The organism is Microbulbifer sp., assembly GCF_051659245.1.
In the GTDB taxonomy this organism is placed as follows: domain Bacteria; phylum Pseudomonadota; class Gammaproteobacteria; order Pseudomonadales; family Cellvibrionaceae; genus Microbulbifer.
This window is the reverse complement of the sequence record NZ_JBOFOC010000067.1, coordinates 42,546-57,244: the sequence shown is the minus strand read 5'-3', so window position 1 is coordinate 57,244 and position 14,699 is coordinate 42,546. Positions and strand designations below refer to the sequence as shown.

Annotated in this window: 14 protein-coding genes; 5 read left to right on the top strand and 9 right to left on the bottom strand. The window is 58.3% G+C overall.

From position 1 onward, the window contains the following. Positions 1 to 19: 19 nt before the first annotated feature. A complete protein-coding gene (locus tag ACRC0P_RS06710) occupies positions 20 to 1,528 on the bottom strand; it encodes an aldehyde dehydrogenase family protein (RefSeq protein ID WP_438629172.1) in 1,509 nt (502 codons plus the stop codon). A 472-nt stretch (positions 1,529 to 2,000) separates the two neighbouring features. Here ACRC0P_RS06710 and ACRC0P_RS06705 point away from each other — a divergent pair, with 472 nt between their 5' ends. The 5 genes from ACRC0P_RS06705 (at position 2,001) to ACRC0P_RS06685 (ending at position 6,141) form a co-directional block, all read left to right on the top strand. Further along, a complete protein-coding gene (locus tag ACRC0P_RS06705; RefSeq protein ID WP_438629170.1) occupies positions 2,001 to 2,465 on the top strand; it encodes a methylenetetrahydrofolate reductase C-terminal domain-containing protein in 465 nt (154 codons plus the stop codon). After that, the gene (locus tag ACRC0P_RS06700) at positions 2,455 to 3,495 is read left to right on the top strand and encodes a methylenetetrahydrofolate reductase (protein WP_438629168.1); all 1,041 of its coding nucleotides are present in this window, start codon (positions 2,455 to 2,457) and stop codon (positions 3,493 to 3,495) included. Before ACRC0P_RS06705 ends, ACRC0P_RS06700 begins: the two co-directional genes overlap by 11 nt. Continuing rightward, on the top strand, positions 3,492 to 4,352 hold the full coding sequence (gene purU, locus ACRC0P_RS06695) for a formyltetrahydrofolate deformylase (protein WP_438629166.1): 861 nt from the start codon (positions 3,492 to 3,494) through the stop codon (positions 4,350 to 4,352). The genes ACRC0P_RS06700 and purU overlap by 4 nt, the downstream gene beginning before the upstream one ends. An 18-nt stretch (positions 4,353 to 4,370) precedes the next feature. Beyond that, positions 4,371 to 5,228 (top strand): bifunctional methylenetetrahydrofolate dehydrogenase/methenyltetrahydrofolate cyclohydrolase FolD, encoded by an 858-nt coding sequence (folD, locus tag ACRC0P_RS06690; protein ID WP_438629208.1) that lies wholly within the window; start codon positions 4,371 to 4,373, stop codon positions 5,226 to 5,228. A 193-nt stretch (positions 5,229 to 5,421) separates the two neighbouring features. Next, positions 5,422 to 6,141, top strand: coding sequence for a GntR family transcriptional regulator (locus tag ACRC0P_RS06685; RefSeq protein WP_438629164.1), 720 nt, complete (start codon positions 5,422 to 5,424; stop codon positions 6,139 to 6,141). Positions 6,142 to 6,182: 41 nt separating this feature from the next. Here the strand turns inward: ACRC0P_RS06685 and ACRC0P_RS06680 are convergent, their stop codons facing one another. The 8 genes from ACRC0P_RS06680 to ligA form a co-directional block, all read right to left on the bottom strand. Next, a complete protein-coding gene (locus ACRC0P_RS06680; RefSeq protein WP_438629162.1) occupies positions 6,183 to 8,078 on the bottom strand; it encodes a feruloyl-CoA synthase in 1,896 nt (631 codons plus the stop codon). Positions 8,079 to 8,133: 55 nt separating this feature from the next. Then, positions 8,134 to 8,526 (bottom strand): Zn-ribbon domain-containing OB-fold protein, encoded by a 393-nt coding sequence (locus ACRC0P_RS06675; RefSeq protein ID WP_438629160.1) that lies wholly within the window; start codon positions 8,524 to 8,526, stop codon positions 8,134 to 8,136. A 4-nt stretch (positions 8,527 to 8,530) separates the two neighbouring features. After that, the gene (locus ACRC0P_RS06670; RefSeq protein ID WP_438629158.1) at positions 8,531 to 9,712 is read right to left on the bottom strand and encodes a thiolase domain-containing protein; all 1,182 of its coding nucleotides are present in this window, start codon (positions 9,710 to 9,712) and stop codon (positions 8,531 to 8,533) included. After that, entirely contained in the window at positions 9,709 to 11,829 is a 2,121-nt protein-coding gene (locus ACRC0P_RS06665) for a 3-hydroxyacyl-CoA dehydrogenase NAD-binding domain-containing protein (RefSeq protein ID WP_438629156.1), read from the bottom strand. The genes ACRC0P_RS06670 and ACRC0P_RS06665 overlap by 4 nt, the downstream gene beginning before the upstream one ends. Before the next feature lie 69 nt (positions 11,830 to 11,898). Beyond that, complete coding sequence (locus tag ACRC0P_RS06660; protein WP_438629154.1) at positions 11,899 to 12,336, bottom strand: nuclear transport factor 2 family protein; 438 nt, start codon at positions 12,334 to 12,336, stop codon at positions 11,899 to 11,901. Then, positions 12,336 to 13,025 (bottom strand): alpha/beta fold hydrolase, encoded by a 690-nt coding sequence (locus ACRC0P_RS06655; protein ID WP_438629152.1) that lies wholly within the window; start codon positions 13,023 to 13,025, stop codon positions 12,336 to 12,338. The genes ACRC0P_RS06660 and ACRC0P_RS06655 overlap by 1 nt, the downstream gene beginning before the upstream one ends. A 49-nt stretch (positions 13,026 to 13,074) precedes the next feature. Next, entirely contained in the window at positions 13,075 to 13,917 is an 843-nt protein-coding gene (locus ACRC0P_RS06650; RefSeq protein WP_438629150.1) for a class III extradiol dioxygenase subunit beta, read from the bottom strand. Then, positions 13,917 to 14,306: a protocatechuate 4,5-dioxygenase subunit alpha gene (gene ligA / locus ACRC0P_RS06645; protein ID WP_438629148.1), complete on the bottom strand. Its 390-nt coding sequence runs from the start codon at positions 14,304 to 14,306 to the stop codon at positions 13,917 to 13,919. Before ligA ends, ACRC0P_RS06650 begins: the two co-directional genes overlap by 1 nt. Between the last annotated feature and the right edge of the window lie 393 nt (positions 14,307 to 14,699).

Here is a 14,699-nt window from a genome sequence, read left to right as displayed (position 1 = left end):
TATGTGGGCAGTTCGATGTTTACAGTTTAATAATGACCGACTTGAGTTGAGTGAAAGATTCGACGCCGTAACGTCCCTGTTCGCGGCCAATGCCGGATTCTTTGTAACCGCCAAACGGCAGTGCGGGGTCGATCAGCGAATGGCTGTTGCCCCAGACCGTCCCGGCTTTGATTTTGGCTGCCAGCTTGTGCATTGCTGTCAGGTCTTTGGTCCAGACGCTGGCTCCCAGGCCGTAAACAGAGTTGTTGGCCTGTTTGGCAACTTCATCCAGATCGTCGAAACGCTGGGCGACCACCACCGGGCCGAAAATTTCCTCGCGCACCACGCTCATCTCCGGCTTCACGTCAACCAGCACCGTGGGATTGACGAAATAGCCATCGGCGCTGGGGGCGTCGCCGCCCATGGCGATGGCGGCGCCGGCTTTTTTGCCGGCCTCGATATAGCCCCGCACCCGTTCGTATTGCTCCTTCGACACCAACGCGCCGGCGTGTCCCTCGGGGTCGAGGGACGGGCGCGGCGCCCAGAAATCGGCGGTTTCCGCGATACCCTCAAGCACGCGGTCGAAAATCGAGCGGTGGGCGTAGAGGCGGGAACCGGCGACACAAATCTGCCCGGAGTTGAAAAAGACCGCTTGCGCCGCCCCGGGCGATACCTCCGACACATCCACGTCCGGCAGGATAATCACCGGGGATTTGCCGCCCAGTTCCAGGGTGACGTATTTCAGGGTGTCGGTGGCGTTGCGGTTGATCAGCTTGCCGATCTCGGTGGAGCCGGTGAAGCCGATCTTGTCGACATCGGGGTGTTTCACCAGCAGGTCGCCGGCGAGGTGGCCGTTGCCGGTAATAACGTTGACCACGCCTGGCGGAAAGCCGGCCTCGGCGACCAGGTCGGCGAAGCGCAGCGCGGTCAATGAGGTCTGCTCGGCGGGCTTCAGGACCAGGGTACAGCCGGCGGCCAGGGCCGGGGCCACCTTGTTGGCCACCATAATCAGCGGGAAGTTCCAGGGTACGATCAGCCCGGCGACACCGGCGGGTTCGCGGCGCACATAGCTGTGGAAGGCACCACCGGGAGTGGACATGGGCTCGATGGTCTCGCCGCTGATCTTGGTGGCCCAGCCCGCGGTGTAGCGGAACATATTGACCGCGGCGGGGATATCCACCGCTCTTGCCATGCCTATGGGCTTGCCGTTGTCGATGGCCTCCAGTTCCGCCAGTTCGTCGGTGTGGGCCTCAATCAGATCGGCCAGTTTGTGGATCATTTGCTCCCGGGCAATGGCCGGCAGGCCGGTCCAGCGGCCGTCGTCAAAGGCCGTGCGCGCCGCGGCCACCGCGCGGTTAACGTCCTCGCTGTTGGCTTCGACAATGCGGGTGATTTCCCGGCCCGAGGAGGGGTCGATGACGGCGAGGGTGTCATCCCCCGTTGAGTCGGCCCATTCGTTATTAATAAAGATTTGCGGCTTCCGGAGCAGCATTCGTTGCGCGGTATCGGAATAGGGCTTCTGTTGATAGATATCTGCGATCTTGTTCATGCCGACGCTCCCATAGCGGTTATTGCATTTTTTGTATGAGAGGCGGAGGTGAGGAACACACACTTTCATCTCTCATCGCTGACATTCGTCCGGGTTCCATAGCGCCCTAATGCCAAATCGGTCTAAATCAACATTTTGTTATACTGTTGAGCTATAAAGCAAAATTGCCAAATGTATCCAAAAGTCTAGTGATGCGTTGCATCTGCCGTGCTGTTGTCCCGGCTGATATGGCTGATGCCCAGTCTATCTAAAAGTTTATGGCAAAATCAATCTATGTATACAAAAAACTCTGGACTAGCGATTTTTCCTGTGAAAACATGTATAAATGTATACATTGATGAGTGGTAAGAATTGCCTTGCTCGCGTTCTGGGACAGGCTGTTCCGGAATTGTAATTCTCGGATTTAGAGTCGGTTGGTTCACTGACAATATATCGAATGGATACATTTGTGTGTATTAAGAAGAGGGCACCTATGTATAGAGTACGTCGCTGGAGCACTCGTCATGCCGCCTTGCTGGAGCGCTTTTATGCCGGCTTCGAGGCCCTTCTGGTCAGCCTGCACCCACTGTTCGAAAAGCTGGGGGTGCAGAGAATCGACGCCGCCGTCTGTGCTGTCGAAAAGGTCGTCAAGGGCTTCCTGTTCGATACGCAAATGTGTGGTTCCTGCACACTGGGCTCCACCGGGATGACCTGTCCTATGAATTGCCCCAAGAAGATGCGCAACGGTCCCTGCGGCGGCGTGAGGCAAAATGGCAATTGCGAAGTGAGGCCGGAGATGCCCTGCGTCTGGCTGGATGCCTATACCGGTAGCCGGCAGATCGATGCCGGTGTCCGGATTCTGCAAATTCAGGATCCGCTGGATCATCGCCTGGAAAACACCTCCTCCTGGCTGCGCGCGGTGCGCCGTAAGATCAGTGGGGGCCGCGATGGTCAGTGATGAACGCGATGTGCCGGCCTATTTCGAGCCGCTGGAGCCGGGTTTCAGTTCGCCCGGGCATTTCGAGGCACTGCTAAAATCCGGGGCCTTTGCCGTGACCGCGGAGCTGGCGCCGCCGGATTCCGCCGATCCCGAGGATGTATTCGCCCGGGCGCGGGTGTTCGACGGTTATGTGGATGCCGTCAATGCCACCGACGGCTCGGGTGCCAACTGTCATATGTCCAGCGTGGCGGTGTGCTCGCTGCTGACCCGGGTGGGTTATTCGACCATCATGCAGGTCTCCTGCCGCGACCGGAATCGTATCGCCATCCAGGGCGATGTGCTCGGCGGTGCGGCGATGGGGGTGGCCAATGTGTTGTGTCTGACCGGTGATGGCGTGCAGGTGGGGGATCACCCGGGGGCGAAACCTGTGTTCGACCTGGATTCCACTTCCCTGTTGTCAATCGTCAAAACCATGCGCGACCGGGGCCACTTTCAAAGCGGCCGAAAAATTGCCGCGCCGCCGCATTTGTTTCTCGGCGCCGCGGCCAACCCCTTTGCGCCGCCTTTCGATTATCGTCCGATTCAGCTGGGTAAGAAAATTGCCGCCGGTGCACAATTTATTCAAACCCAGTACTGTTTTGATATCGCCCGTCTGAAAAACTTTATGGACGTGGTGTGCGATCACGGACTGCATGAACAAGCCTTTATCCTGGTAGGCGTGGGACCTTTGGCATCGGCCAGGGCGGCGGAGTGGATGCGCAATCACGTTCCCGGAGTGCATATTCCCGACACTGTGATCAAGCGGCTTTCCGGGGCGGAAGATGCCAGGCGCGAAGGCCGGAATATCTGTATCGAAATGATCCAGCAGATCCGGGAGATTGAAGGCGTGGCCGGGGTGCATGTCATGGCCTACCGTCAGGAGGAGGCCGTGGCTGAAATTATCGAGCGGTCAGAAGTGCTCAGGGGCAGAACGCCTTGGTATCCCGGCGCCATTAAAAACAGTGTAACCAAAAGTGTAACCAAAGAAGAAAGAGCAATGGCAAAATGAACAGAGCGTTAATTCTGACCATCACTTGTAACGACCGGCCGGGCATCGTGTCCGAGGTCACCACCAATCTCTTTAACGTCGGTGCTAATATCCTCGAATTGCAACAGTTTGACGATCCGGCCAGCGAACGGTTTTTTATGCGATTGGTCTTTGCGCTGGACAATGAGCAGTATGAATCCGGCGCTGTGGAGGAGGTGCTCCGCGCACCTGCCGAGCAATTCGGCTTCGACTGGAAGCTGCGCCCGCAGGACCAGAGGAAAAAGGTTGTTATTATGGTGTCCAAGCAGGATCACTGTCTTGGAGATCTGCTGTACCGGGCGCGTATCGGTGAGCTGCCCATGGATGTAGCGGCTATTATTTCCAACCACCCGAAAGAGGCGCTGAAGGTGTCCATGATCGGGGATATACCCTATCATCACTTGCCGGTAACGCCGGACACCAAGCCACACCAGGAGTCGCAGATCAAACAGGTTGTCGATCAGACGGGTGCCGAACTTGTGATTCTGGCCCGCTACATGCAAATCCTGTCCGACGACCTGTCCGCCTATCTTCGGGGGCGTTGCGTCAATATCCATCACAGTTCGTTGCCGGGATTCAAGGGCGCCAAGCCCTATCACCAAGCCTATGAGCGCGGCGTCAAGCTGATCGGTGCCACCGCGCACCTGGTGACCGCCGATCTCGATGAGGGGCCGATTATTGAGCAGGATATGGAATATATTACACACACTGACTTACCGGCGGATCTGGTGCGCAAGGGCAGGGATATAGAGCGTCGGGTACTGGCCCGGGCGGTGACTCATCTGCTGCAGGACAGGGTCTTTTTGAACGGAGCGAAGACCGTTGTTTTTAAGGATTAATCTTTTTTGGAGTGGTTGATGACAGCTGTAATTTTGGACGGCAAGGCGCTGGCAAAAGAAACGGAGCGGGCATTATCCCGGCGGGTTGCCGGATTGAAAGAGAAAAGCGGCGGGCAAACGCCCATTCTGGCCACCATTCTGGTGGGAGGTGATCCTGCATCCGCGACTTACGTGGCAATGAAGCAAAACGCCTGCAAGCGTGTGGGTATGGACTCCATTGCCGTAACACTGCCTGAGCAAACGACCACCGAAGAGTTGCTGGACAAAATTCATGAGCTCAATGCCAACTCCAACTGCCATGGCATTCTGTTGCAGCACCCGGTCCCGTCGCAGATTGACGAGCGCGCCTGTTTCGATGCCATTGATGTGGGAAAAGATGTCGATGGCGTCACCTGTCTCGGTTTTGGTAGAATGTCCATGGGAGAGCCCGCCTATGGCTCCGCAACCCCGCAAGGTATTATGCGGCTGTTAGAAGCCTACGATATGGATCCCAGCGGAAAAAACGCCGTGGTGGTGGGGCGCAGCCCGATTCTGGGCAAGCCCATGGCGATGATGTTGCTAAACGCCAATGCCACGGTGACCATCTGCCATTCGCGTACGCGCAATTTACCCGATATGATCAGGCAAGCCGATGTGGTGGTCGGTGCGGTCGGCAAACCGGAATTTATTAGAGCCGAATGGATCAAAGACGGCGCCGTGGTGGTGGACGCGGGTTATCATCCAGGTGGAGTGGGTGATATCGAATTGTCGCCCTTGATGGAGCGGGCAGCGGCTGTCACGCCGGTGCCGGGCGGGGTTGGGCCGATGACCATCAATACGTTGATTTTGCAGTCGGTGGCGGCGGGTGAAAAAAAGCTTGGTGTTGGTCGGATCTGACAACCTTACCAGTCTGTAGTGCCGCTCGGGAACGTTGACAGGGGCGTCCGGCGTTTTGCGCCGGCTCCCCGGCAGTGGACTCCCGCTTGTCCGCAGATAGCAATGTCGCAGTAAAAGCCGTTGCAATAAACACTGATCGGAACGTTTCCTGAATACACTGTAAACCACGCTTAGTAAACTGAAGTATACCTCCATGAGCAACCCTCCACTCCTTAACCAGATACGCGAAATGATATTGTCCGGTGAGCTTGTCCCCGGCGAGCGCATTACCGAAGTTGGTCTTGCGAAAAAACTGGGGGTTTCCAGAACGCCCATACGCAGTGCGTTGCCGATGTTGGCCGCGGATGGCTATATAGAGCCGGTGGGAAAGCGGGGTTATTCCGTTAAGAAGTTTATTTTGGAAGAGGCGCTCGAAGCACTGGAATTGCGCGCCATACTCGAGGGGGTGGCGGCCAAATACCTGGCGGAGAAAGGTGTCGGCGAAGACCTTTTGCGGGAAATGGAATTGTGTCTGAGGCAAGGCGACGAGATTTTCAAAAAGCGTTATGTTACCCAAGAGGACGAGCAGCGCTATGGCGAGATGAATGCCCGCTTCCACAAACTTGTGGTGGATAACTGCGGATCGCAATCGCTGATTGCCTTTGTGGAAAGGCTCAACAAATTGCCGTTTATCGGTCCCTCGGTGATGGTGTTCGACCAGGTGGGGCTGGACAAGGCGTTTGAGATGCTGTTCCGCGCCCACGGCCAACACCACGATCTGGTGGAGGCGATTCGCGATGGCGATGCGGCCCGGGCCGAGTCAGTGTTCAGGGAGCACGGCAACGCCCAGCGGCACAGCCTGTTTTCACGCGTCGACCAGCGCAATATTTTGTTTAACCGTGAAACCGCAAGTGGGCGCGGAAAAGACAGGTAAGGTATTGGTGTGCATCGTAAATTAAAAAATCGCATGACCCACTAGGCCAACTGGGTGCCTCCGGCGCAGATGACCCTGTCATCCTCGAGGTGTTCGTAGAGCGTGGCGACCAGTTCCGGGCGGTTGCGCTGCAGAACGCGGCGGTTGATGCTGCCTTTTGGGGTGATTTCGCCGGCGGACTCGGACAGTGGAACATCCACCAGCATCCCGGCCACCACGCGTTTGGAGCTGCCGGTGTCGGACGCGGCCAGCTCGGTAATGATTTTATTGAACAGCGCCTTGACGGGCGCGCTGCGCGCCAGTTCGCGGGGAGGGGTGGTTATGGGCAAACCAGCGGCGGCGGCACAGGCCTCCCAGTTGGGGAGAATCAATGCCCGGACATCGGCCTGCCCGTCCCCCATGATGACCAGGTCCCTGGCGATTTTCGGCATGGCGGCCAGTACTTTCAGTCGCAAGGTGCCCGCAGCGACCCGGGTACCGGAGGTCAATTTAAAGTCTTCACTCTGGCGGCCTTCAAATCGCAGGCCATCGGCGGGTTCGGTGGGATTGACAAAGCTGACCAAATCGCCCGATTTGAAATAACCCTCTTCATCAAAGGATTCGGCGGTCGCCTTGGGGGCGCGCCAGTATCCCGGCGTGACATTGGGTCCCCGGTAGCGCGCTTCCCAATGGCCGTCACCAAAATGCACCATCTTCATGGTGACTCCGGGGGCGGGTACGCCCACCACACCGGGGCCGTTAGCGCGTTTGTTGCCGAACAGGGCGACCGGACTGGTCTCGGTCATTCCCAATCCGGTCACCATGAGAATACGCTCGCCCACGGTTTCCATCGCCAGCCGGTCCAGTGCGGCCCAGGTGGACGCCTGCATGGACGCCGCCGCGTACCAGAGAAATTTCAAATGGCGAAAAAAGCTGTGGCGTAACTGTTGATCCTTCTCAAGATAGGGCAAGAGCGCGTCGTAGCCCATGGGCACATTGAAATACAGAGTGGGCGAGACCCGCTTTAACAGTTCCACCGATTTGCCGATCTGCTCTACTGTGGGTTTACCCGGATCGATATACAGCGTGCCGCCGTTATACAGAGTGATATTGAAATTACTGTTTCCGCCAGCCGTATGATTCCACGGCAGCCAGTCGATCATCACCGGCGGATCCGCGGCAATGGAGGGTGATATCTGTTGTTGCTGCTGGGCGGCGGCGCACAACATGCCGTGGGTGTTAATTACCGCCTTGGGCGCGCCGCTGGAGCCGGACGTAAACAAGAACTTGGCGATGGTGGCATGGGAAACCTGTTCGGCCGCGGTATAAACACGGTCGAGCCGCGACCCGTCACCGCACAGTGTCGCAATGTCGCGCATGCCGGCCACGGGGTTTCTAAACGCCACAACCGCCGCCTCCGGATGGCCTGTTTCGGAAAGCGACTGCCCGATCGCCTGTCGATAGTGTCCGCCGTCTTCCACCACCACCAGGCCGGGTGTTAACAGCCGGAAGACATCCTTCAATTTTTCATGGTCTTTGGCTTGCAGGGCATAGGCGGGCGCAATGGGTGCTACGGGGATTCCCACGTACAAGGCCCCCAACATGACCAGCGCACAGTCGATACTGTTTTCCGAGAGGAGGACGATCGGGCGTTCGGACCCCAAATTCAGCGGCAGCAATTCTTCCGCCAGTGACAAGACCCGTTCCCGCGCCTGCCGGTAGGTAATACTGACTTCCCCGTGTGCAGTCTGCTCGACGATAAAGCGCCGATCCGGCGCGTCTTCCGCCCATTGATCCAGCCATTCTCCCAGACACTGGTTGTACCGCCCGAGCGCCTCAGTCGAGCGCATAATCTGCACTTGGTCGTCGACGCGTTCCAGTACAACATCGGAAGAAAAAAATGGTACAGGCCGATAGGCCGCAGTACCCGAAGTACTCACACTGCTGGAACCGGTCATTCGCATCACTCCCGAGGGTTCGCCGGTATGGATAAGGCGAACGGCGATTGGTGAATCAATCCACCTCCGCCACTGGCGTAAAGAATGGCGCAGGTCTGCCCCGCTCGTCCTTTTCGAAAACCACCCGCACCCGCTGCCCAATGGCCACAGAATCCAAATCATCACTGAGAATATTGGTCAGCATGATTGGCCCTTCATCCAACCGGACATAGGCGATGCAATAGGGCGTCTTCGCCCGGTAGGACAGGCTGCAGGAATAGATTTCGCCAAAGCCGGAGGCCTCTCCCCACTCTGTATCGCCACCGGTAAACGGGCTTTTTTCCCGTGGATAAAAAAAGTATTTTCCCGTATCCACGCAACGCGGAATGAGGAGCACCCCCTCGGCAGCCGCCTGCCAGAAACGCTCCTGTTCAAAGTTCAATCCAGCGGTTCCATCGTTGGTCTGCATCGCTCTACTCCCGTTCCAGGATCAGGGTCGCGCTACCGTGGCGGCCGCCGAGCTGACCGCCGGTTCCGTGCGCCAGGGCCAGCTGGCAATTGGGCACCTGTACCGCCGGATGGGCTTCGCCGCGCAGTTGCCGCACCGCTTCTATCACCTTGGTCATACCGCCCCGATTGGCAGGGTGGTTGTTGCACAGGCCGCCGCCATCGGTATTCACCGGCAACTTGCCGACACCGGAGATCAACCCCCCGTCGGCGACGAACTTTCCGCCTTCCCCCGCCTTGCAGAAACCGAGATTTTCCAATTGCACCAACACGGTGATGGTGAAGCTGTCGTACAGGGAGGCGTATTGGATATCGGCCGGTTTGACGCCCGCCTGGGCAAAGGCTTCTGCGCCGGAGCGGACTCCGCCGGAGGCCAGAATATCGAAGTAGCCGCCGTTGAGATGCTTGATGGCGTAGCCCGCACCGGTCGGCGTGATCAAGGGGCGATTCAGGCTGCGCGCCACATCCGGGTGCGCTACGATCAAGGCGCCACCGCCATCGGAGACGACACAGCAGTCGAGCCGGTGCAGCGGATCGACAATCAGCGGAGAATTCAGCACATCCTCCACGGTCACCACATTCGGTAACACGGCGTGGGGGTTGTGTTGCGCGTGATGGGACGCTGCGACTTTGATCCAGGCAAGCTGTTCCGAGGTGGTTCCATGTTCATACATATGCCGCTTGGCAACCATGCCGTACATGTTGGTCACCACCGGCTTGTAGGGCGCCTCGAAGGGAAACTCCACCGTGTCCATGATCTCGCCGTGCATGGCATCCGGACGCGCCGCCTCGGCCCGGGGTCGACCCGCCAGGGTGATCAGGGCCACCCGGCACCTGCCCGCCTCGATTGCCTCGACTGCGTGGGCAACATGGTTGATATAAGCCGACCCCCAGCTTTCCGTGCTATCCAGATAGCGGAGTTTCAGGCCGAGATATTCGACGAGGGAAAAGGGCCCGGTTCCCGGCGCCGACCAGCCGGGGATATCGCCGGCGCAAAAGTAGCCGTCCACATCCTCCAGGCTCAGGCCCGCATCCGCGATTGCCCCCAGTGCGACATCGGCGTGCAGTTGGGCCACCGTGCGATCCACCGCTTTGCGTGTCGGGTGTTCGTAGGCACCGACGATATAGGCTTTACCTTTTAAACTCACTGGCTTCTATCCCATTGCTGAAACGAGCTGTCGGAGTCGGCCAACTGTTCCAGTAGCGCCGACGGTCTCCAATAGTGGCCGAGTTTTCCGTGATAATGGCGAACCCGTTCAGCTACGTGCTTCAAACCCAGGGAATCGGCGTAGAACATGGGGCCGCCGTGGTAACGGGGAAAACCGTAACCGCTGGTCCAGACCACGTCGATATCCGCGGCGCTCGCCGCCACCGTCTGTTCCAGCACTTGCGCGCCCACGTTGATCAGGGCCAGCAGACAGCGCTCGCGGATTTCCTCGTCAGTGATGTCATCGCGTTGGGGAATCTTCCGCTCGGCCGCCAGTTTTTTGATAATTTCTGCGACCTCGGGGTCCGCGAGGGCCTCGTGACTTCCCTCTTCATAGCGATAAAAACCCGCGTGGGTCTTTTGTCCCAGCCGATCCAGCTCCGTGAGCTTATCGGCTATGACGAAATACGGATCTTCCCGGGTCTCCCGTTTGTAGAGTTCCCTCCGCGCTTTGGTGCCCACATCCGTTCCGCCCAGGTCGTTGACCCGCTGTGGTCCCATGGCAAAGCCAAAGGCTTCGAGTGCGCCATCGACCTGAGCCGGCGAAGCGCCTTCCAGCATGAGTAGTTCGGCTTCGCGGAAATAGCCGTCGAGCATCATTTTATTGCCGACAAACCCGAATCGATCGCCGGTGATCACGGGAATCTTCTTCAGCAATTTGGCCGCCTGCAGGGCAGAGGCCAGCGCTTGATCGGAGGTTTGCGCACCGCGTACCACTTCCACCAGTTTCATCACATGCGCGGGGCTGAAAAAATGCAATCCGGCGATTCGCTCCGGGTGAGTCGTCGCCGCGGCAATATCCGATACCGACAACGTCGAGGTATTGGTGGCGATCAGACGGTTGGCGGGCAATAGGGCGTCCAGCTCCTTTAGAATATTTTGCTTCAACCCGAAATTTTCGAACACTGCCTCGACCACGAAGTCCACGCCTGCGGCATCCCGCATGTCCACACTGCCGGAAATCCGGGCCAGTCGTGCGTCCACCTGTTCCTGGGTGATCCGCCCGCGTTTCATGTGTGATGCGTAATTGCCTCGCACCAGGGACAAGCCTCGTTGCAGCCCTTCCTCGGTATTGTCGATCAACACCACGGAAAGTCCCGCATTGGCCAGCGCGGTAGCGATACCGCTGCCCATGGTGCCGGCGCCGATAACCGCGGCGCGGCCCGGTACCTTATCGTTCATCAGGGTGGCGGCTTTATTCTTCAGCTTTCCCGCATTGCGCTCGGCAAAGAACAGGTGGCGCAACGCCTGGCTCTCCCTGGCGGCGAGGCTCTCTTCGGCCAGGCGCGCTTCCACGCGCATGGCGTCTGCAAAGGGCTGTTCCACCGCCGCCTCAAGCGCCTTCAAGAGCAGGTTTTGCGTGGTGCGCCCTTTCAGGGCCCGCGCATTGGTCTTTAGCGCCCCGGCAATGGCTTCCCGGGTAAAACTCTCGGCGGATACGGAGCGTTCACGGGTTGGTCTGAGGACATCGTTTTTGCCTATCAGGGTTTCGCAAAATGCCAGTGCTCCCGCGTGCAGGTCGCCGGTGATCACTTCATCGACCAGACCGCCGGCCAGGGCCTCGCGGCCGTTCATCGGCCTGCCCGAGAGCATCATCTCAAATGCCGGCAACGCCCCGATCAGACGCGGCAGGCGCTGAGTGCCGCCGGCGCCCGGGATCAGTCCCAGGGTGATCTCCGGCAGGCCCAGGCTCGCCTTCTCGTCGGCCAGACGGTAATGGCAGGCCAGGGCCAGTTCAAGGCCGCCACCGAGGGCCATGCCCTGCATCGTCACCACCACCGGCTTGGGCGCATTTTCAATCCGGGCCTGTATCTCCTGCAGGGTCGCGCCGCGCATCTCGCCGGAAAATTCGCTGATGTCGACACCGGCCATGAAGTGGGTTCCGACCGAACCGATTAGAATCACTTCGATACTGTCGTCCTCCAGCATTTGTTCCAACGCCGAGGCCAGGCCAACCCGCATGTCGTAATTAATGGCGTTGACCGGCGGGTTGCTGACCATTATCTGGCCGATCGCGCCGTGCCTACCGGTTATTGCTGCTTTGGTTTTTTCGCTCATTCTCAACCTTTTGAATACTCTGTTGAATTTTTCATGGCGGTAATCGGCCTTTGGTTTTTCCTGCAGGGATCAGGCGTCGTAGCTGTATTTCAGCTCCACACTCCCTTTCCGCCGGGCAATCAACCACCGTCCCTCGATCCGCGACAGCGTATCGACAAAAGAGCCCGCCAGGAGGGTGGGCGCCGCCGGGGCGGGCAGCGTTTCCCCGGCAGGTCCGCTCAACAGCAATACCCGGCTGGTCGCCCGAACGGATACCGGGCTCAATACTTCAAAAACGCTGTTGGTGAAAAAATGTCGCGTCAAACGCGGCGCCCGCTGCTGAAAGGAGTCGATAATGGCGTCACGCCCTTCAATACCCACGTCCGGATCGCTCGGACGAAAAAGTACGGCATCTTCGGTATAGCACCCCGCCAATTCCTGCCAACGGGCATCGTCGATCAAATTTGTTACCCGGTTCAATAGTTGCTGACACTCCCACTCGATCAGCAATTTCTCCTGACCGTCCATCACGCCTCCCATCCCGACAGCCAATCGCGCATCGCCCCGGCCATGGCTTCCGGCGCTTCGGCGGGTGCCATGTGTCCGGCGCCGGGAATCACCACAAGGCGGCTTTGCGCTATCTTCTCGCGCATGGTTTCGTGCTGCCGCACCGGGCTCCAGCGATCCTCTTCGCCCGCGGACAACAGGGTGGGGACCTGAATACCCGACAAGACCGGTTCCGCATCCGGCCGGTTCAGTAGCGCTTGAATCTGGCCGACGAAATCGGCCTCGGAATAGGCCTCGACCATGTCGGTCAACCGTGCCATCAACGTCCGGTCGGCCAGTCCCTCGTCACTCATCATCGGCGGTAACCATTCGCGGGCGACCGCCGTCATGCCCTCGGTTTTCGCCAGCTTCAATAAACGCTGCCGGGCTGCCACTTCCGCTTCGCGGCGCGGGTGCACACCGGTATCGAACAACGCCAGGCGGTCGACTCTTTGCGGTGACCGGCGAATAACTTCCAGTGCCACGCGTCCACCCATGGAGTGGCCGCACAGTGCAAATGAGGACGGTGCCCGGTGCAGGACTCGCTCGGCCATCGCCCCGATACTGTCGCAACCCGCCAGGGAAATGATGGCGATATCGGCGAGCGGCTGCAGGCGGGAGGCGATACCTTCCCACACCCGATGATCACACAGCAGACCCGGCAATAACACTAACGCTGTCTTGGCGCCCGGTTGGGGCGCTGTATTTGATACAGCTATGTCAGCCATCGTTTTTCAACACCATATGGCCGATGGCGGTGTTGGAAACCGGGACATGGTAGTGTCGGTGCAACTCCGTCACCTTGTTTTCCAGCGCGCCGCGCATGACTAGCCACATGACCATTTCACTGCCCTCCGTGCCCGTTTCACGGATATATTCTGTTTGAGGTATTTCGGCGAGTGCCTCGGGTCGATCGACTATCTGGTCCATAAACGCCGTGTCCCACGCCTGATTGATCAGGCCCGCCCGTTCTCCCAGGAGTTGATGGCTCATGCCTCCTGTGCCCCATATTTGCACATTCAGGTCTTCGTCATAAGAACTGACCGCTCTGGCGATGGCCCGACCCAGGTTAAAACAGCGCCGGCCATTGGGTGCCGGATACAACAGCACATTTACCGCCAGGGGGATCACCAGGCAGGGCCAGGCCTCGGGCTGGCCAAACATCAGGGACAGAGGCACGGTGAGACCATGGTCCACGTCCATCTCGTTGACGATGGTCAAGTCAAAATCCTGCTCGATCACCGAGTGGGCGATATGCCAGGCCAGGTCCGGAGAACCCTGCACCTCTGGCACGGGGCGCGCGCCAAAGCCCTCGTCCGCCGGCCGGTACTTTTCTCCGCAACCGATGGCAAAAGTGGGGATCAGCTTCATGTCGAAAGCCGTTGCGTGATCGTTGTATACCAGTATCACCACATCGGGCTTTTCATCGGCTATCCATTGGCGGGTAAAATCATAGCCGCTGAACACGGGATTCCACTGTTCGGTTTCCGACTCGCCAATATCAATGATTCGGCCGAGGAGCGGTACGTGCGAGGTGCCTATCCCCGCGGTTATGCGAGCCATTATTTTTTCTCCCCAATATAGCGATTGCCTTCCACTGACCGCCCGCCACGATTCATCATATCGGCATACTCTTGTGGTGAATACTCGGTCATGGTGGATACCGCCGCCTGCACGCTGATGCCATCGGTCGAGCTGATCTTCACCAGAAAATAGATGTTCCCGCCCAGTTGGATAAGCCGGCTGTAATCCCGGTCGAGCACGGCCTGCCTTTGCGCTTCGCTCATGGGCCATCGATCGAGGTACGCGCGCTCGTCGGACTTGAATGCCCGGCGGTTCTCTACTGTCATCAGAGACATGCAGAATTGATTCAGGTGATACCCCTTGCGGGCACAGGACGCATCGAAAACAGTTGTGCCGGGTATCTCCAGATAGGGTTTTTGCAAAGACATAACCGCCCCCCCCTAAAGCCAACGTTGGGTGTCAGTAAGGTTCGGTGTCCATGAGCGAACCATGTGGGTGAACTATACACAAATGTATCCAAAAATAAAATATGGGATACAAAAGGAATCGGAGGGTTTCGGGTCGACAGGCTGTCTGCCGCGTCCTCCTGAGATGAATTCGGTAGTCGGATGTGACGTCAAGATATCTTATAACCTATTGATATTAAAGAATAAATATAAAAATTACGGTGTCGGGGGTGTGCCGGCGACCCACGATTGAGGGGCCCGGACAGTTGACGGTGAGGCGAGGATACTGCGTGGTGATGAGGGGGGAGGTTGGGCAATGTGTTGAGATAGTGTATACAAAAGAATATTATTGGATCCCATAGACCTCGTCATAAA